The organism is Limnospira platensis NIES-39, assembly GCF_026000695.1.
GTDB lineage: Bacteria > Cyanobacteriota > Cyanobacteriia > Cyanobacteriales > Microcoleaceae > Limnospira > Limnospira platensis.
In genome coordinates, this window is record NZ_AP026945.1 from 4,923,944 (window position 1) to 4,942,616 (window position 18,673).

Here is an 18,673-nt window from a genome sequence, read left to right on the forward strand (position 1 = left end):
CTACCCCCATATAATCATCAACAGATTGATAACAATGGCAACTTTAACAGTTTGGAAATACAATAGCGCTGATGGTGCTAAAAATGCTCTGACTAAACTCGCTGAACTCCAGAAACAACGTTTAATTCAAATCGAAGATGCGGCTATAGTATTCTGGCCACAAGGTCGTAAGAAACCCAAAACCACCCAAGCCGTTGACCTAGTGGGTTCTGGTGCATTTGGCGGCGCTTTTTGGGGTCTATTATTCGGCTTGATTTTCTTTGTTCCGGTATTAGGAATGGCGGTCGGTGCATTAGCCGGAGCATTGTCAGGATATTTCACTGACTACGGCATTGATGATGACTTTATCAAAGATGTCCGAAATCAAGTAACTGAAGGTACTTCCGCACTGTTTTTACTAACCAGTAGTGTGACTTTAGATAAAGTAGAGGAAGCCTTCAAAGATGAAGAAAAAGGTGAGTTGATTAAATCCAACTTGACCAATGAACAGGAAGCTAAGTTACGGGAAGATTTCGGCGCAGACGAGTAATTTGTCACTAATTTAGCTTGGTAAAATGTGGGGGATAAGCTGGAATGATCCCCCACAAAAATATCCCACCCCAAATAAGGCAATTAAATGATGTGGATTAAAGTTACAGATAAAGCTACCTACTTAATGAATTCAGATATACATATTGAGAAAGTAAGCGGCAATGTTAAAATCGAAAGAGATGGTAAAAAGATTACTATTCAAGGTATGCCGCGTCAATGGTTCATTTCCCAATCTCTCAATGTTGTAGTTGATTTAGATGCGCCAGAAGCCGATGTGCCTGAAATGGAGCCTATGTAAAAAATGATCACTATCTGGGTTGGTTTCACGCTGGGATTAATAGCTTTTTGTTTGGCAATTCCGATCATGGTTCTGTTCGTTGAATGTTTGGCAGCCGGGTTTAATTTCCCAGGTTTTACATCAAATGACGACCTACCAGAACCGACAATTTCTGTATTAATTCCGGCTCATAATGAAGGGTTAGTTATTGGTCAAACTTTGGCTAATATTTTACCTCAACTGAAACCGGACGATGAAATCATTGTAATTGCGGATAACTGCACAGATGAAACTGTAGCGATCGCCACTGAAAACGGAGCGCAAGTCCTGGAAAGGCAAGATCCAGACAACAGAGGAAAAGGATATGCTCTCGATTATGGATTACACCACCTAGCCCAAAACCCCCCAGAGGTGGTAGTTATGATTGATGCTGATTGTTTAGTGGAACCGGGAGCGATCGCCACTATTGCTCAACAAGCCTTGCTCACAGCCAAGCCAGTGCAAGCATTATATTTAATGGAAACACCCCCCAATCCATCTGTCAAGAACTCCATTTCTGCCTTGGCATTCTTAGTCAAAAATTGGGTGCGTCCCCAAGGATTAGCGAAACTAGGGGGACCTTGTTTATTAACCGGAACTGGGATGGCTTTTCCCTGGTCAATTATTCAAAGCATATCCTTAGCGAGTAGTAATATAGTCGAAGATATGCAGCTAGGTGTCGATTTAGCGATCGCCGGTTATTCCCCCCAATTTACAGCCAAAGCAAAAGTAATTGGATACCTTCCCCAAGACGAAACCGCCACCACCAGTCAACGCACCCGTTGGGAACACGGTCATTTACAAACCCTGAAAACTCAAGGGCCGCGCCTGCTCAAAGCCTCCCTAAGCCAAAGACGTTTTGAACTGTTACAAATGGCATTAGATCTATGTGTTCCCCCCCTCTCCCTTCTCGTAATTTTGTGGGTCGGTGCAGCCGCCATATCCTTACTCGCCAGTAGCCTAGGAGTCTCTGCTATTCCCACCATCATCATAGCCCTAGAGGGGCTGCTGCTAATTGCCGCCATTGGTATGGCTTGGGCAAATTTTGGGCGATCGCTTATCCCCCTCAAAACCCTCTTAGGTATCCCCCTATATATACTGTGGAAAATCCCCCTATATTTAACCTATTTCATTAAACCCCAAAAAGAGTGGGTAAGGACTCAAAGAGAACCCCTTGATAAATCCTCCCCAAATTCCGATAAAATATTGTGATATAATCCAAGTGTTCCAATATCTGCAAGGTTAGTCATGTTAGCCACTTCCCCAACTTACACTATCACTTGGGAAAAGTTGCCAGATGATTTTGTGTTACCCGATGATCCCGTGGATAATATCTATCAACCAGCCCTAGCAGCAGCCCTTACCGAAAGTTTAAGGTTAGCCGGAAAACTGCCAGAAAAGTCGCTCACCCCCACCAACTACGGCATTTGTGCCACCATCAACGGTAAAATAAGCATAAAAGCCCCAGATTGGGCGTATATTCCGCAAATTACCGTCAATCTCGAAGAAGTAGTTCGTAGTTATACCCCCCGACTACAAGGGGATATTCCCGCACTGGTACTAGAATTTTTATCAGATACAGGTGGGGGTGAATATTCAATTAAACAAACCTATCCCCCTGGAAAGTTATTTTTCTATCAACAGATTCTACAAGTACCTAATTATGGCATTTTTGAGCCAGACACAGGCACATTAGAACTCTACCGTTTAGACGAGAACCAACGATATCACCTAGAGTCACCTAATGAACAGGGCAGATTTTGGATACCAGAAATGCAGCTTTTCTTAGGTGCAGAGCAAGGAACCCGCGAAAATCTCACGGGCTACTGGCTACGTTGGTGGGATCAACAAGGAAACCTACTCCTATGGGCGACTGAACTATTAGACCAGGAACGTCAACTATTAGACCAGGAACGTCAACGAGCTGAAAAATTAATCGCCCAATTGCGGGCGGCGGGTATTGAACCTGATACATAGCCTATAACCCCCATTCTACTGTTACTTAGGTGTTACTCAAAACCGTAGTAGAGTAACAAGTGAGTAAAAAATGAGTAATGCTACTAAACTCCCTACAGTGGGGGGAAGGGTAACTATAATGAGAGCTATAGCAGATTCCTGAAAGCCTATCAAGACTTTAAAAGGGAATGTCCCAAAGGAGTGACACTCAAGTTACAAAAGTCCGGGACTAAGTATAATTTGCTATTGCAGTTTAAGCAGCCACCTACCGGAAAACGGCTACCCAAGACAGCTAATCTTGAGTGTACACCCCAAGGGGTGATAGACGGGGTTAAGAAAGCCAAGTTAGTGGCACCAAGCCCTGGGAACTATCAGCAGCGCTAGTGAATTCTGGGACTGGTACGATGCGACTATCTTAGGAAAGAACCAGATTGAGGATAATCTGATAACCTATCGGGAAATATTCCAACAACTAGAGGATGAGTATTTTGCGGGTTACAACCGCAACACAGGAAGGAAACGTTCTCGCGATATCGCTAGCGACTTAGCATCTTACGAGTCTACTAAAGGGGCATATTTCAGGTTGTTCCCCAATTGGGATGAATATCCTAGCTGGGAGAGTTTCAAGGCTATGCTGTACACTCCCTTACAGAATGGAGAGGAATTGATAGGGTCCCAAACATTCAAAGAACGCTACTACACTCTAAAAGCCATTGCCAAGAAATCACCTAGCAAAGACCACCTACTAAAGCAGTTAGAACCTATTAACCCTAAGCCAACACGATATGTTGTTAAACAGCGTATAAATATCGATGCTTTCAAAGATTGGTGGTACAGTGCTAAACAGAAGGCCTACACCATCAAAAACAATACAGTAAGCAATAGCCGCCATAGTTGGTTGTGGGTTGCTGGTATGGCAGTAATGTACGGGTTAAGGCCTACCGAGATAGCCGCTGCTGTTAACTTAACCAAGCGTTATGTAACGGATGATGGCGTAATCATCAAAGCACTATCAGACCCCGATAATCAGGATAATTACTTGGTGCTAGGTGACTATGTTTACTTTACTGACGCAGAAGGTCGGAAAGTGAGCATTAAAACGGGTGGACGGGTTGTAGCCCCAATTCCCAGTCCTGAAATGTTTGATTTCCTGGAATTGAAACGGTCGTTGTTACCAGAATATAGCCCTATAAAAGGCAGTCAACCCAGAACCATAGCTGGAGGCTTTAACGCAACTTTTAGCAAAAGAATTCAATCTATGAAATGTCCCGTAACCCAGAAATATGCTTTTCGTAGACTGTACAACCTGTTAGGTGAAAAGTATGGATTGCCTATAGAGTTACCCGCTATAATGATGGGTCATAGCGCAACAATCAATGAGAATAAATATAAAACAGAAGGGATTGACGCTACCCTAGAAGTTTTAAAGGGATGTTCTAAGTTACCTATACCATTGAGCGTGGCTATAGAGAAGTTAACAGCTTTGGGAGTTGATATTGATAGCCCTGAAGCCAAATTATTTCTTGGGGTGATTTATCAAATAGATTAATCTACCCGTTATAACCCTATAAGCCAATACCCCTAGATTAAACCCCTAGGGGTTATTTTATGGCTACAGATTGATGGATCCTACTACGGTTTTGAGTAACACCTAAGTAACAGTAGAATGGGGGTTATAGGCTATGTATCAGGTTCAATACCTGTTATCCCGATTTAACTTAAAGCCTTATCCTAACGACGATAACCGGAATTTACTTAACCCGATAACTATGCCTAGTTACTCAGATATTACTCACAATCTAGTCCTAGCACAGGAAAATAATTCTGTCAATAGGATGATTACTCAGTCAACAAGCAGTTATGGTCCAAAGGGAAGTCGCCTTCCCCAACTCCAATTCAAAACCGTGCTTGCGAGTTTCCCAGCACACTGCTCCTGATGTAGATACCCCTTTGTCAGTGGGAACAGGGCTACAACCCCCTGCTTTCGTACTTAAACTTTTAGAGCTATAGCACCAGACAGGATAGTTAGGACGTATAATGGAGAGGACGAGATGACTAAGAAGACCCAAAATGCCAGCCCCCTATAGTTACGACCTTAGACAAAAAGTTATTGATGCAATTGAACTAGACGGTATGCCCAAAACAGAAGCCAGTCAAGTTTTCCATGTCAGCCGGAACACCATCAATCTCTGGCTGCAAAGAAAAGAACACACCGGCGACTTCCTCCCTAAACCTAATCACCGACCTGGCAATAACCACAAAATTACCGACTGGCATAAATTCAAGGCTTTTGCCCAAGAGCATGGCCACAAAACCTCCGCTCAAATGGCTGAACTTTGGGATGACGACATCTCTCCTCGCACCATATCCAGAGCCTTGAAGAAAATTGGCTTCACCAGAAAAAAAAACTTACGGCTACCAAGAACGTGATCAGCAACAGCGAGAGGAGTTTATTGCTCAGATTGAACATATGGAGCCACAAGAAGTGGTCTACCTCGATGAAGCCGGCATGAATAGTCAGGACTCGGATTACCCTTATGGTTACTGCGAGGAAGGAAAACGCTTCGATGCCCTCAAATCAGGGAAGAGGCAGGGCAGGGTGAGCTATATGGCCGCATGGTGTCATCAACAACTCTTAGCCCCCGATCGCTTTGAGGGTTGTTGTAATCGGACAGTGTTTGAGTTGTGGTTGGAGTTCATCTTAATTCCAACACTGAAGCCAGGTCAGACTCTAGTGCTAGACAATGCAACGTTTCATAAAGGGGGACGGATTCCTGAGCTAGTGGAGGCGGCTCAATGCCGTTTGCTCTATCTACCACCTTATTCGCCAGACCTCAACAAGATAGAGAAATGTTGGTCGTGGTTGAAAGCCCGCATTCGCCATTGCACGTGAGCAGTTTGATTCTCTCGATGATGCCATGGATTCTGTTCTCAAGGCTGCGTCCTAACCGTATTGACGAGTGCTATAATGTTCTTAACAAGCTCGAACCTTTGTTTTGAAGAGATTGCTCTTACTCCATCAACTCCGGCTGTCTTCTTGCCTTGACCCGCCTGGGGGGCGGGTTTATTAAGCTGACTGTTGGGAAGCATGGCTGACCGTGGAACCCGCCCCTACAGTCGCACTGCTAGGAGCCGGGCATAATATGACTTCACCAATAGACGTTGCCATCTTCGTCCCTTAGCGTCTTGTCCCGATTTAGCTGCTTGAAATATACTCTTTTGGAGCTTGAATACTTTCCGTTGAACCTTAGTCCATGGGATTGTCTTCCATGCGTTGTTCGTAGTCTTGATTGGTTTTGGTTTTCCCAACCCTTTCTTTAAACTCGCTATCGCCATTTGTACACCTACTAAACTCTATTCCTTACAATCAAACCGTGACCTGTTAGCATATCCCTACTATTACAGCAGGGTGTTGGCTTTTGGTCACATCTCACATCCTCCGAGACTTGCGGTTACACTTATCCCTACTGATATTTCGACCAAATAATCAGAGTCTAGGAGGACTTAAAACGTTCCATTTATATGGGCATTCCATCTTGAGATTTGTCCTTTCCACCGGGGTACTTTTAAAGGTCTGTGTAGGTGATGAAAAGATTACCCTACTTTTCCCCTTACTCTTTTGAGCGCAGCGTATCAACCTGTTTCGCTGCTCAATAATGACGATGGTTCAAGCCGGACATTCGGTTTCCCTAATCATGGATGGTTGGCAGTGGTCGCATCTGGTAGTAGGTTCTACTTCACCCCTTCCGTTCCCCGCTTCAGTCCTGGGGTTATGATTCCCAAAACTGGGGGTGGCTGTCGCCGTTACTCTTTACTCCCTGATTTCTCAGTTGGTTCATGACCTTGAGTTCCCTGCCTTGTTTGGATTTTTCCAAACGTCGGGACATATAAACAGTTATGAGGATGGTCAGGAGTGCGCTCCTTATATTCAACCAAGGGGTATAAATCCTCACCAGGCAGTTATTTCGGGCATGGCAGCCCTATTTCATGCCTGAACGTCTCGCACCTTTTACCACATTATGGCAAATGATTCAGGGCTGGGCTTGTTTTCTATATATTACGGACGGATACAAAGTTTATCCTTGCTTAATTGAGGATTGCAATCATCTAGTCAGCAAAACGGCTATGACAAGAGTAGAAGGAGAAAACTGCCGTCTGAGGCACTATTTAGCCAGGCTACATCGCAAAACTTTGTGTTATTCCAAGTCCACTGAGATGTTGTACAAATCAATTCGCTTACTTATCTATTATTTGAAGCATGGACAACTTCCTCCGTTCTCTTAATCATTCCTCACTGTGCAATACCCAGAAAAAAGGTTCTCAGTCGGCCCGTGAGTTTCTGGAAAAAAAACCCGAAATCTTGAAGCGGTTGCTAGTTCAGGCCCAAGCCCCCCTGAAAAATGCGGCCGCCGTCAACTCTACCCGATGGGCATTGTTTAACGGCCTGAAGCTAACTGGATTACCCATTGAAATTGGCACTGGAGGTTTAACAAAATATAATCGGACGGTTCAAGGACTACCGAAAACCCATTGGCTAGATGCGGCTTGTGTGGGAAAAAGCACCCCGACCCGGTTGAAAATTAAAACTCACCAGCCACTACTAATTACTTGTTTTGGGCGTGGTGGCCGTCAAAAAGCGGCTCCTAACAAGAGGCTTCCGATTCGCCATAACCCATTAAAGCCAATTAAGGGATGGCTTACCGGGGATATAGCCAAGCATAAGACACATGGAATCGGTAGAATCACCCCGTCGAGTCGCGGCAGTTTTGTTTTAACCAAACCTGACCAAACTCAGTTTTCAGTCAAGCCAATAGATTTTAAACCTGTTTTTAGGAGAGATGGCTATTTGTATAAATTTTCCTGAGTTGTCCGGTAATTACCAGGTTATAGATATACTGCGCCGCCCTAATGTTTTGGAGGGGTGAACTGGTTTTCGAGTTGTCGGACTACGGTTAAAGCTGAATAGGATACCCCTGCTGTTCCCTCTCCGGGGTGGGTACAGTCTCCCACTAGCCATAATCCATTAATGGGGGTACGATTGGAAAAGCCAAAGGGTCCAAAGGTGGAAATCCGCTGACCTACACCACCGACAACGCCTTGGTCACGCGCGGTATAACGGGCGAAAGTGCGGGGGGTGGCAGCACAGGAATAAATGATTGTTTCTGGGGTAAGCTGAAAGTAGGAACTTAGACGATTAATGGCCTGTTGGGTGTATTCGTGTTTGAGTTTCTGATAATCTGGGTTATGCCACCATTGCTGCGTATCTGTGAAACTAGAAGCAATAATGGTGGCTTGTCCGTGGGGGGCGCGTCCGTCCCCTGGGTGGCTGACGGAAACAAATAGGGAATTGTTTTCGCCAATGGGTCGGTTATAGTCGTAAAGAAATTGGAGATGGGGGGGGCATTCGGGGGGAATGGCTGACTGATCAACTCCTAAATAAATGACGAAAGCCCCAGAAGCTGGGGGGAGTTTATTAATACGGTGGTGGTAAATGCGATCGAGGGGATTGGTGGAAATGTGGTTTTCCCAACCTAATAGCTTAACTATGTTCTGAACTGTGACGTTAGCAACTACTAGATCGGTGGTTTCTCGCCACACTTTCCCGGTTTTTTGATCGCGAATTTTGACCGCTACGACTTGACGGTTTTCGGTTTCGATCGCTTCTACGGTATGACCCATTAATAGGGTTCCTCCGTCCCGTTTCAGGCTGGCTACTAGGCGATCGCTTAATACTTGCATACTCCCCTGTAAATGATAGAGTCCTTGGGGTGATTGGGATACTCCCAACGCTGTGGCTGCATACAGTAATGCCGTTTCATCGGCGTTCACCTGGGAGTATAATTTTAATTGTAAATCCAGAAATGTTTTCAGACGGCGATCGTTGTCTATTCCATAGATCCGCAATAGATCCCCTACCGTCAATAGGGTAAAAGGTAGGGTAATCATGGTATCGAGACGCAAGGCTTTCACCAGTTGCACTAAATCCCACCAATTCCGAGGAGGTAAAATCGGATCGCGACTTTGAAACCGCCAACTAGCTTCAAATAGAGTTCCCATTAATTGCCAAAACTTTTCACTCCCTGGGAACTGTTCTTGTCGTTCCTGCTGCCATTTTTCTGGGTCTCGCCAAACTCGAATCGGCTGGGTTTCTCCGGGTAAAAATACCGCACAAGCCGGGTCGCAGAAGGTGGCGGCTGGTAAGTCTATTTCTAATTCCGAGAAAATACGATGATGAATGCCGCCGGGTTCTAAACCAGCCACTTGGGTCGCCCCTACATCAAAGGTAAAACCTTTACGTTTAAACGTGGAAGCACAGCCGCCCGGAACTATGGCTTGGTCGAGGACTAACACGGAATATCCTCGATGAGCCAGTAGTGCGGCGGTGGTTAATCCGCCTATACCAGCACCAATTACAATTACCATATTTGGACGGGGAAGGTTATCAACTTCTTTCATTAATTATTAGGTGGGAATGCTGGTTTTGGATTATAGCAAATTTTGGGGAATCTTAACTACCTATTTTGGCTCTGTATTGTGTTAAAATCTAATCGGGCGGGTGGTGAGTAGGTTTGTCAAACTATCCCGGTTTCCAGTTCACCGAGACTGAAGTTATAATCGTATGGGGGAAGGGTAAGGGTGAGGGTCGGAGGAGTAGGGACCAGTAGGGACGAGTAGGGGGGTGATCAAAAAATTGATACCTAAGCGACTTTTCAAGTTGACCTAGCTGCCCTACAATTCACAAGGAGCCTAAATGCTGTAGCAACCTGGTTGAGTCTGATTCCGTCTAAACTAATACTAAACAGCAGAGTCAAAGTAATATGAACGCTTTGTTACCGAGAATTTTAAAGTCTGCTTACCGCAGAGAACCAATTGTCAGTTTTGTGATTACAGTTGGGGCGGTTGATACTGTAATTGGTGGTGTAACTGCGAGTTTACCGCTGTTGAGTCTCGGTCTGGGAACCGTGGGAGTAGCGGTAGCCTGGCGTTGGTGGCTTATACAGCGATCGCCAGTGGAACAACAAACCGAAACCGCGCCGGAATACTATTTACCGCCGAGTGGTTCCCGTCCTTCCTTACCTATGCTGACTCAGAATAAAAAGCCTCGTCCTCCCTACTAATGAGTTAGGTTGGGGGTTGATAAGTTGCTGAAAATTGGAGAGGTAGCGGCCGAAAGTGGTTTATCGGTGAAAACAATTCGCTACTATGATGATATTGGGTTACTCTGGCCGACTGTTGATCGTAGCAGGTCGGGTTATCGGCTATTTGCTCCGGAAGTATTGACCCGACTGGCATTTATTAAACGCGCGCAAGGGTTGGGGTTGAGTTTGGCGGAAATTGCGGAAATTCTGAAAATTCGCGATCGTGGTGACATTCCCTGTGACCAAGTGAAGCAGCGTTTACAAGCTAAGGTAGCGGATATTAATCAACAAATTATCGCCCTAGAAGGCTTGAAGGGAGAACTTCAGGAGTTACTGAGTCAGTGGGAAGATCAGCCGTCAGCGAGTCGCATGGCTGATACTATTTGCCCCAATATTCAACTGAAACCCTAAAATAAAAAGAGGGAAGGATAAATGATCCTTCCCCTGAATTGGTGATTTTGGGTTTTGGTGTTGGTGTTGGTCTTTGGGTTGGTTGGTTTGGAGTTGTTTACGCAACTGTTGCTGTTGTTTTTTTAGCTGTCGCATTCTAGCCGCACCACCTTTACCTTTGTGGTTGCGCCCTTGGCGACGCGGGGACTCCCAGCGCTTTAGTTGTTGTGCCATGGGGTTATATTATTATTTTTAGGATAATACCTATAGTGTAACTGAGTTGTGCGAGACGTTCAGGCATCAAATAGGGCTGCAATGCCCGAAAATAAATGCCTGGTGGGGATTTCAACCCCTTGGTTGAATATAAGGAGCGCACTCCTGACCATCCCTATAACTGTTTATATGTCCCAAAGCGAAAGCAAGGCAGGGAACTCAAGGTTAATTCCACAAAGAAAATCGCAATACTCAACTATATAACACGGAGGATTAAAACCACTTGGGCGATTGTGGGAAAGAGTAACGGCGATAGCCACCCCCAGTTTCAGGAATCACACCCCGTCAGATTGAAGCGGGGAACGGAAGGCGTGAGGGAAACCTATTCCCAATAATCCGACCACTGCCAACCATCCATGACTAAGGAAATCTGAATGTTCCGGCTTGAACCATCGTAATTATTAAGCAGCGAAAGAGGTTGATACGCTGCGTTCAAAAGGGCAAGGGGAAAAGTAGGATAATCATATCAATACCTACACAGACCTTTAAAATTACCCCGGTGGATAGGACAAGTCTAAAGATGGAATGCCCGTATAAACGGAACGTTTAAACCCCTCATAGGTTCTCAGCAGGAGGTATCTGCGGAGTAGTGAAAAGTGTAAGCGTATACCTTTAAGGGGAAAGGATGTGACTGAAAGCTAATGCCTAACTGTAATGGTTAGGATATGCCCACTAGTCACGGTGTGGATATAGAGACTGCGACAATTAAGAGTGTTTACGACGAAAGCGAGTTTAAAGACTACGATGTTGTATTTAGCTCCAAAAGTTGAAGTCACAAAGCAGGGAGTTGTTGCCCTGTTCCCGATGTCAAAAGGGGTATCTACATCAGGAGCCGTATGAGGTGAAAGTCTCAAGTACGGTTTGGAATTGGAGTTGGGGAAGGTGACTTCCCTTTCGACCATAACCTAACGGGTCACGGTTTGATTGTAAAGAATAGAGTCTAGTAGGAGTTACTATGACGAAAGCGAGTTTAAAGAAAGGATTTGAGAAATCAAAACCAATCAAGACGTGCGTTTGTATGGAAACAAATCCCATGGGCGAAAGTCCAGAGGAAAGTTTTCAAGCTCCAAAAGAGGATATTTCAAGCAGCTAAATCGGGACAGGAGGCAAAGGCAAGAAGGTGGCAACGTCTACTGGTGAAATCATATTATGCCAGACTCTTAGCAGTGCGACGAGTGACTCAAGATAATCAAGGCAAGAAAACAGCCGGAATCGATGGAATGAGAGCAATCTCTCCAAGACAAAGGTTTGAACTTGTTGAGAGCATTAAAAGAAACCTCAAAGCAAAACCACTGCGACGGGTGTGGATTCCAAAACCCGGAAGGGATGAAAAAAGCTGGAATAGGAATACCCACAATCCAAGACAGAGCAAGGCAAGCGTTGGTTAAGTCGGCACTCGAACCGGAATGGGAATCGAGATTTGAAGGCACTAGCTATGGATTCAGACCTGGAAGGTCAGCTCATGATGCAATATCCAGAATCTTTCAAAGTATAAACAAAGGAGGTTATTACATACTGGATGCAGATATAGCGAAATGCTTTGACCGAATAAACCATGATTACCTACTCTCCAAAATTCATTGTCCAAGGAGCCTAAAGAGAGACCTGAAACAATGGCTCAAATCTGGTGTGCTAGATAACGGCGTATTTGATGATACAGAAACAGGGACACCCCAAGGAGGGGTAATAAGTCCACTCCTAGCTAACATCGCACTGGATGGTATGGAAAGGCTAATTAAAGAAATGTATCCAAATAATGGAACAGCCACTCAGGTAAACCTTATAAGATACGCTGATGATTTTGTGGTTATCTCAAAAGACCTAGGAATCATTGAACAGTGCAAAACTGCAATTTCTGAATGGCTAAAACCTGTAGGATTAGAATTAAAACCTGAGTGCGAGACGTTCAGGCATGAAATAGGGTGGCAATACCCGAAATAACCGCCTGATGGGGACTTCAACCCCTCGGTTGAATATAAGGAGCGCACTCCTGACCATCCCCATAACTGTTTATATGTCCCAACATTTGTATAGAAATATACAGATAAGGCAGGGAACCCAAGGTCAACACACTCCGTAATAATTATTAACATTTCTTAATAATTGAAGGGACGGAAAACCGAACTGGAAAGAAATCGGGAAACCGAACAGGAATGAATGGAATGGAGATGAGGGTAACGGCGATAGCCACCCCCAGTTTTGGGAATCATAACCCCAGGATTGAAGCGGGGAACGGAAGGCGTGAAGTATAACCTACTACCAGATGCGACCACTGCCAACCATCCATGATTAGGGAAACCGAATGTCCGGCTTGAACCATCGTCATTATTAAGCAGCGAAACAGGTTGATACGCTGCGTTCAAAAGAACAAGGGAAAAAGTAGGGTATTTCATGTTGCACCTACACAGACCTTTAAAAGTACCCCGGTGGATAGGACAAATCTAAAGATGGAATGCCCATATAAACGGAACGTTGTAATCCCTCTAAGGCTCTAACAATCTGGTCGAGATAGTTAGAAGTGACAAATGTAAGCGAATGCCTTTGAGGGGGTGAGATGTGACCAAAAGCCAACGCCTTATTGTAATGATAAGGATATGCAGACGGGTCACGGTTTGATTGTAAAGAATAGAGTCTAGTAGGAGTTACTATGACGAAAGCGAGTTTAAAGAAAGGATTTGAGAAATCAAGACCAATCAAGACGTGCGTTTGTATGGAAACATATTCCATGGGCGAAAGTCCAGAGAAAAGTTTTCAAGCTCCAAAAGAGGATATTTCAAGCAGCTAAATCGGGACAGGACGCAAAGGCAAGAAGGTGGCAACGTCTACTGGTGAAATCATATTATGCCAGACTCTTAGCAGTGCGGCTGTAGGGGCGGGTTCCACGGTCAGCCATGCTTCCCAACAGTCAGCTTAATAAACCCGCCCCCCAAGCGGGTCAAGGCAAGAAAACGGCTGGAATCGATGGAATGAGAGTAATCTCCCCAAGACAAAGGTTGGAACTTGTTGAGAATATTAAGGGAAGCCTTAAAGCAAAAGCACTTAGGAGAGTATGGATACCAAAACCTGGAAGGGATGAAAAAAGCTGGAATAGGCATTCCTACAATCCAAGATAGAGCGAGGCAAGCCTTGGTTAAATCGGCTCTCGAACCTGAATGGGAATCGAGATTTGAAGGCACAAGCTATGGGTTCCGTCCCGGACGGTCAGCCCACGACGCAATAGCACGAATTTACCTAAGTATCAACAAGGGTGAATATTATGTACTGGATGCAGGTGCGAGACGTTCGGGTATGAAATAGGGCTGAAATGCCCGAAATAACTGCCCGGTGAGGATTCCAGCTCCGAATCTGGATATAAGGAGACCTCTCCTGAGCATCCTCATAACTGATTATATGTCCCGACGCTTAGGTAACTAAGCAAGGCAGGGAACTCAAGGTCATAAACGAACTGAGAAATCAGGGAGTAGAGAGTAACGGCGATAGCCACCCCCAGTTTTGGAAATCATAACTCCAGGATAGAAGCGGGGAACGGAAGGCGTGAGGTAGAACCTACTACCAAGACGCGACCACTGCCAACCATCTATGATTAGGAAGACCGAATGTCCGACTTGAACCATCGTAAAGCACGAGCAGCGAAATAGGTTGATACGCTGCGTTCAAAAGAGCAAGGGGAAGAGTAGGTGTTTCCGTCATACTACCTACACAGACCTTTAAAGTACCCCGGTGGAAAGGACAAATCTAAAGATGGAATGCCCGTATAAACGGAACGTTGGTGCGAGACGTTCAGGCATAAAATAAGGTTGAAATACCTGAAATAACCGCCTGGTGGGGACTTAAACCCCTTGGTTGAATATAAGGAGATCTCTCCTGACCATCCTCATAACTGTTTATATGTCCCAACGATTAGTATCCCACGATACAAATCAAGGCAGGGAACCCAAGGTCAAAACCAACTAACTCATACAAATTACTTATACAAATTCTACAAATAGATAAGTAGAAGTTAGAGAGTCAGGGTAACGGCGATAGCCACCCCCAGTTTTGGGAATCACAACCCCAGGATTGAAGCGGGGAACGGAAGGCTCCAAGGTGTAACCCAACACCAGAATCGAGACCACTGCCAACCATCCATGATTAGGGAAACCGAATGTCCGGCTTGAACCATCGTAATGATTGGGCAGCGAAACAGGTTGATACGCTGCGCTCAAAAGAGCAAGGGGAAAAGTAGGAACTTCAATGTCATAACTACACAGACCTTTAAAAGTACCCCGGTGGAAAGGACAAATCTAAAGATGGAATGCCCATATAAACGGAACGTTTTAACCCCTCTTGGGCTCTGACAATCTGGTAGAGAGAGTCAGTAGTGAAAGTGTAAGCGCAAGCCCATTAGGGGGTGAGATGTGACCAGAAGCCAATGCCCGACTGTAATGGTAGGGATATGCTAACGGGTCACGGTTTGATTGTAAAGAAATAGAGTCAAGTAGGTGTACAAATGGCGATAGCGAGTTTAAAGAAAGGATTTGGGAAATCAAAACCAATCAAGACTACGAACAACGCATGGAAGACCATCCCGTGGACTAAGGTTCAACGGAAAGTTTTCAAGCTCCAAAAGAGTATATTTCAAGCAGCTAAATCGGGACAGGACGCAAAGGTAAGAAGGTGGCAACGTCTATTGGTGAAATCATATTATGCCAGACTCTTAGCAGTGCGACTGTAGGGGCGGGTTCCACGGTCAGCCATGCTTCCCAACAGTCAGCTTAATAAACCCGCCCCCCCAAGCGGGTCAAGGCAAAAAGACGGTTGGAGTAGATGGTGTGATAGCAATATCCCCTAAACAAAGGCTAGAAATGACCGAGAAAATCAAAGGAAACCTCAAAGCAAAACCACTGCGAAGGGTGTGGATTCCAAAACCTGGTAGGGATGAAAAAAGCTGGAATAGGAATTCCCACAATCCAAGATAGAGCCAGGCAAGCCTTGGTTAAGTCGGCACTTGAGCCCGAATGGGAGTCAAGATTTGAAGGCACTAGCTATGGGTTCCGTCCCGGACGGTCAGCCCAGGACGCAATTGGTAGAATTTACACTGCCATAAATCAAGGACAATACTATGTACTTGATGCAGATATAGCGAAATGCTCTTACCGTGAACCATGATTATCTACTGTCCAAAATTCATTGTCCAAGCTGCCTAAAAAGAGACCTGAAACAATGGCTCAAAGCAGGCGTGCTAGATAACGGTGTATTTGAGGATACAGAAGCAGGGACACCCCAGGGAGGGGCAATAAGTCCAATACTCGCCAACATCGCACTGTTGGGGATGGTTAGGTTAATAGAAAAAATGTATCCTAAGAATACCAACTACAAACCTTTTGCCACGGTAATACGATACGCCGATGATTTTGTAGTCATATCCAAAGACCTAGGAATCATTGAACAGTGCAAAATTGCTATCACCGAATGGTTAAACCCTGTAGGATTAGAGATTAAACCCGAAAAGACTCGAATTGGTCACACACTCAAACCTATTGAGTATAATGGCAAAACAGAAGAACCTGGGTTTGATTTTCTCGGATTCAATATCAGGCAATACCCAGTAGGAAAATACAAGTCTGGAAAAACAGGGGGATATAAGAGTCGATTAATCGGACATAAAACCCACATAAAACCCAGCCAAAAAGCAGTTGTTGCCCACACAGAAGTGATAAAAGGTGTAATCAAACAATATAAAACAGCACCTCAATCAGCCCTGATAAGTAAACTAAACCCAATTATAAGAGGATGGGCAAACTATTACTCAGTGGTAGTCTCAACAGAGACCTTCAATAAGCTAGATAAGACAATATGGCAAATGTTAAGGGCATGGACAGTATCAAGATGCGGAAAGGTAAGCCAAGAAAAGCTAAGGAATTACTTCAGAAATGGAACAGTTAAACTTAGCAATGGGAAAGAAAGACATGAAACTTGGTCGTTCCAAACCAAAGATGGGTTACATCTATACAAACACAACTGGACTCCAATTGTCAGACATACCTTAATACGCCCTGACGCAACACTTTATGACGGAAATTGGACCTACTGGGCAACCAGGAAAGGACAAGCAATCGATACGCCAAATAGAGTTGCAAAACTACTCAAAAAACCAAAAGGTAGATGTACCTGGTGCGGGCAATTCTTTACCCCATCAGATTTAATTGAAGTAGACCACATTGTACCTAGAAGCCAAGGCGGAAAGGATGAATACAAGAATCTTCAATTATTACATCGCCATTGTCACGATGATAAAACAGCTCTTGATGAAAGAGATGTTGCTGTACTCTTAACAAAGAGACGGTCAAACTAGGAGCCGTATGAGGTGAAAGTCTCATGTACGGTTCTGCTGCTGAATGGGAGGGGTAGACCGTGAGGTTTATCTCGACCCCTAATTAACCCCTCTAATGCTCTGCCCATAAACAAGTGAGTAATGCAATTCACAAGGCAGTAGTGAAAAATGTAAGCGCATGCTTAGAGGGCTAAGGATGTGACCAGAAGCTAAAGCCCAATTGTCATGGTGGGGATATGCCCAATTGTCACGGTGTGGATATAGATACTGCGGTCAGTAAGAGTATAATGGCGAGGACGAGTTTAAAGACTACGTGCTGCATATAGCTCTGAACATCGAAGTAAAAAGCAGGTCTGTTGATTCTGCTCCTTTGACAAAACAGGGTATCCACACCAGGAGCCGTATGAAGGGAAACTTTCACGTATGGTTCTGAATGGGAGGGGATGGTGGTGACTCCATTCTCGACCCCTAACACATAGCAAAATGTTTTGACCGAATAAACCATGATTACCTACTGTCCAAAATTAATTGCCCAAGCAACCTGAAAAGAGACCTGCGACAATGGCTCAAAGCGGGTGTGCTAGATAACGGCGTATTCGAGGATACAGAAACAGGAACACCCCAAGGAGGAGTAATAAGTCCAATACTCGCCAACATCGCACTGTTGGGGATGGTTAGGTTAATAGAAAAAATGTATCCCAATAATACCAACAACAAACCATTTGCCACGGTAATACGATACGCCGATGATTTTGTAGTCATATCCAAAGACTTAGGAATCATTGAACAGTGCAAAACTGCTATTTCCGAATGGTTAAAACCTGTTGGATTAGAGATTAAACCTGAAAAGACTCGAATCTGCCATACACTCAAACCCATTGAGTATAACGGCAAAGCAGAGGAACCCGGATTTGATTTCTTAGGTTTCAATATCAGGCAATATCCTGTAGGAAAATATAAAACTGGGAAAAATCCACATGGGAAACCATTAGGGTTCAAAACTTACATCAAACCCAGCAATAAAGCAGTCAAAGCCCATACAGAAGTGATTAAAGGTGTAATTGAACAACATAAAACAACACCCGAGTCAGCCCTGATAAGTAGACTAAACCCAATAATAAGGGGATGGTCAAACTACTACTCAGCAGTAGTCTCATCAGAGACCTTCGTTAAACTAGATTACATAGTTTGGCTAATGTTACGGGCATGGACAGTTTCAAGATGCAGAAAGGCAAATTACAAAAAGCTAAGAAACTATTTCAGATATGGAACGGTCAGACTTAGCAATGGGAAAGAAAGGCATGAATCTTGGTTATTCCAAACCAAAGATGGATTACAACTATGGAAACATAGTTACACTCCGATTGTCAGACATACCCTAATACGCCCTAACGCAACACCATACGACGGAAATTGGACTTATTGGGCAACCAGGAAAGGACAAGCAATCGACACGCCAAATAGAGTAGCAAAACTACTCAAAAAGCAAAAAGGTAGGTGTACCTGGTGTGGACAGTATTTCGCACCATCGGATTTAGTTTAAGTAGACCACATTGTACCTCGAAGCCACGGCGGAAAGGATGAATTCAAAAACTTACAACTATTACACCGCCACACCCGCGATGATAAAACGGCACTCGATAACGCCAAAGCTGTATCCTTAACAATGGAACAATCAGACTAGGAGCCGTGTGAGGTGAAAGTCTCAAGCACGGTTTTGTATGGGAGGGGGTGAAGGCGACTTCACTCTCGACC

General features: G+C 44.6%; 18 protein-coding genes and 6 pseudogenes. 21 read left to right on the forward strand and 3 right to left on the reverse strand.

What is annotated here, in order from left to right:
• Positions 1-34: 34 nt before the first annotated feature.
• The 8 genes and pseudogenes from N39L_RS24325 (at position 35) to N39L_RS24360 (ending at position 5,751) form a co-directional block, all read left to right on the forward strand.
• Positions 35-529: a DUF1269 domain-containing protein gene (locus tag N39L_RS24325; RefSeq protein WP_014276629.1), complete on the forward strand. Its 495-nt coding sequence runs from the start codon at positions 35-37 to the stop codon at positions 527-529.
• Positions 530-619: 90 nt separating this feature from the next.
• Positions 620-829: a hypothetical protein gene (locus tag N39L_RS24330; protein ID WP_006615972.1), complete on the forward strand. Its 210-nt coding sequence runs from the start codon at positions 620-622 to the stop codon at positions 827-829.
• Positions 830-832: 3 nt separating this feature from the next.
• The gene (locus tag N39L_RS24335) at positions 833-2,059 is read left to right on the forward strand and encodes a glycosyltransferase family 2 protein (protein WP_014276631.1); all 1,227 of its coding nucleotides are present in this window, start codon (positions 833-835) and stop codon (positions 2,057-2,059) included.
• Between the two features lie 36 nt (positions 2,060-2,095).
• The gene (locus N39L_RS24340; protein ID WP_006615898.1) at positions 2,096-2,824 is read left to right on the forward strand and encodes a Uma2 family endonuclease; all 729 of its coding nucleotides are present in this window, start codon (positions 2,096-2,098) and stop codon (positions 2,822-2,824) included.
• Positions 2,825-3,004: 180 nt separating this feature from the next.
• Positions 3,005-3,187 (forward strand): hypothetical protein, encoded by a 183-nt coding sequence (locus tag N39L_RS24345; RefSeq protein WP_014276632.1) that lies wholly within the window; start codon positions 3,005-3,007, stop codon positions 3,185-3,187.
• Between the two features lie 199 nt (positions 3,188-3,386).
• The gene (locus N39L_RS24350) at positions 3,387-4,352 is read left to right on the forward strand and encodes a hypothetical protein (RefSeq protein ID WP_014276633.1); all 966 of its coding nucleotides are present in this window, start codon (positions 3,387-3,389) and stop codon (positions 4,350-4,352) included.
• Positions 4,353-4,485: 133 nt separating this feature from the next.
• Positions 4,486-4,740 (forward strand): hypothetical protein, encoded by a 255-nt coding sequence (locus tag N39L_RS24355; RefSeq protein WP_081471235.1) that lies wholly within the window; start codon positions 4,486-4,488, stop codon positions 4,738-4,740.
• Positions 4,741-4,873: 133 nt separating this feature from the next.
• Positions 4,874-5,751, forward strand: a pseudogene (locus N39L_RS24360) (IS630 family transposase).
• A 19-nt stretch (positions 5,752-5,770) separates the two neighbouring features.
• Here the strand turns inward: N39L_RS24360 and N39L_RS24365 are convergent.
• A pseudogene (locus N39L_RS24365) lies at positions 5,771-5,893 on the reverse strand (HNH endonuclease); the annotation flags it as partial.
• A 21-nt stretch (positions 5,894-5,914) separates the two neighbouring features.
• Complete coding sequence (locus N39L_RS24370) at positions 5,915-6,139, reverse strand: reverse transcriptase N-terminal domain-containing protein (RefSeq protein WP_014275810.1); 225 nt, start codon at positions 6,137-6,139, stop codon at positions 5,915-5,917.
• Between the two features lie 663 nt (positions 6,140-6,802).
• On the opposite strand from N39L_RS24370, the pseudogene N39L_RS24375 reads away from it, so the two are divergent.
• Positions 6,803-7,087, forward strand: a pseudogene (locus N39L_RS24375) (IS1 family transposase); the annotation flags it as partial.
• On the forward strand, positions 7,062-7,667 hold the full coding sequence (locus tag N39L_RS24380) for a hypothetical protein (RefSeq protein WP_014276636.1): 606 nt from the start codon (positions 7,062-7,064) through the stop codon (positions 7,665-7,667). The pseudogene N39L_RS24375 and the gene N39L_RS24380, both read left to right, overlap by 26 nt.
• A gap of 41 nt (positions 7,668-7,708) precedes the next feature.
• Here N39L_RS24380 and crtD read toward each other — a convergent pair whose 3' ends face one another.
• Positions 7,709-9,259: a C-3',4' desaturase CrtD gene (gene crtD / locus N39L_RS24385; RefSeq protein ID WP_006616242.1), complete on the reverse strand. Its 1,551-nt coding sequence runs from the start codon at positions 9,257-9,259 to the stop codon at positions 7,709-7,711.
• A 362-nt stretch (positions 9,260-9,621) separates the two neighbouring features.
• Between crtD and N39L_RS24390 the strand changes: the two genes are divergently transcribed.
• The 11 genes and pseudogenes from N39L_RS24390 to N39L_RS24445 all read left to right on the forward strand — a co-directional run.
• Entirely contained in the window at positions 9,622-9,921 is a 300-nt protein-coding gene (locus N39L_RS24390) for a hypothetical protein (RefSeq protein WP_006616243.1), read from the forward strand.
• 9 nt (positions 9,922-9,930) lie between these two features.
• The gene (locus tag N39L_RS24395) at positions 9,931-10,353 is read left to right on the forward strand and encodes a heavy metal-responsive transcriptional regulator (RefSeq protein WP_006616244.1); all 423 of its coding nucleotides are present in this window, start codon (positions 9,931-9,933) and stop codon (positions 10,351-10,353) included.
• A 1,207-nt stretch (positions 10,354-11,560) separates the two neighbouring features.
• Positions 11,561-12,525: pseudogene (locus N39L_RS33395) on the forward strand (reverse transcriptase N-terminal domain-containing protein); the annotation flags it as partial.
• Between the two features lie 755 nt (positions 12,526-13,280).
• Positions 13,281-13,475, forward strand: coding sequence for a reverse transcriptase N-terminal domain-containing protein (locus N39L_RS24410; protein WP_014276640.1), 195 nt, complete (start codon positions 13,281-13,283; stop codon positions 13,473-13,475).
• Between the two features lie 21 nt (positions 13,476-13,496).
• Entirely contained in the window at positions 13,497-13,718 is a 222-nt protein-coding gene (locus N39L_RS24415; protein WP_014276641.1) for a hypothetical protein, read from the forward strand.
• Positions 13,678-13,902, forward strand: a complete 225-nt coding sequence (locus N39L_RS24420) for a reverse transcriptase domain-containing protein (protein WP_014276642.1) — start codon at positions 13,678-13,680, stop codon at positions 13,900-13,902. Before N39L_RS24415 ends, N39L_RS24420 begins: the two co-directional genes overlap by 41 nt.
• Positions 13,903-15,094: 1,192 nt before the next feature.
• The gene (locus N39L_RS24425) at positions 15,095-15,319 is read left to right on the forward strand and encodes a reverse transcriptase N-terminal domain-containing protein (protein ID WP_014274427.1); all 225 of its coding nucleotides are present in this window, start codon (positions 15,095-15,097) and stop codon (positions 15,317-15,319) included.
• Between the two features lie 21 nt (positions 15,320-15,340).
• Positions 15,341-15,563: pseudogene (locus tag N39L_RS24430) on the forward strand (HNH endonuclease).
• Entirely contained in the window at positions 15,523-15,753 is a 231-nt protein-coding gene (locus N39L_RS24435; RefSeq protein ID WP_014275007.1) for a reverse transcriptase domain-containing protein, read from the forward strand. Before N39L_RS24430 ends, N39L_RS24435 begins: the two are co-directional and overlap by 41 nt.
• Positions 15,743-16,939, forward strand: coding sequence for a group II intron reverse transcriptase (locus N39L_RS24440; RefSeq protein WP_014276643.1), 1,197 nt, complete (start codon positions 15,743-15,745; stop codon positions 16,937-16,939). The genes N39L_RS24435 and N39L_RS24440 overlap by 11 nt, the downstream gene beginning before the upstream one ends.
• A gap of 454 nt (positions 16,940-17,393) precedes the next feature.
• A pseudogene (locus N39L_RS24445) lies at positions 17,394-18,602 on the forward strand (group II intron reverse transcriptase); the annotation flags it as partial.
• Positions 18,603-18,673: the final 71 nt, after the last annotated feature.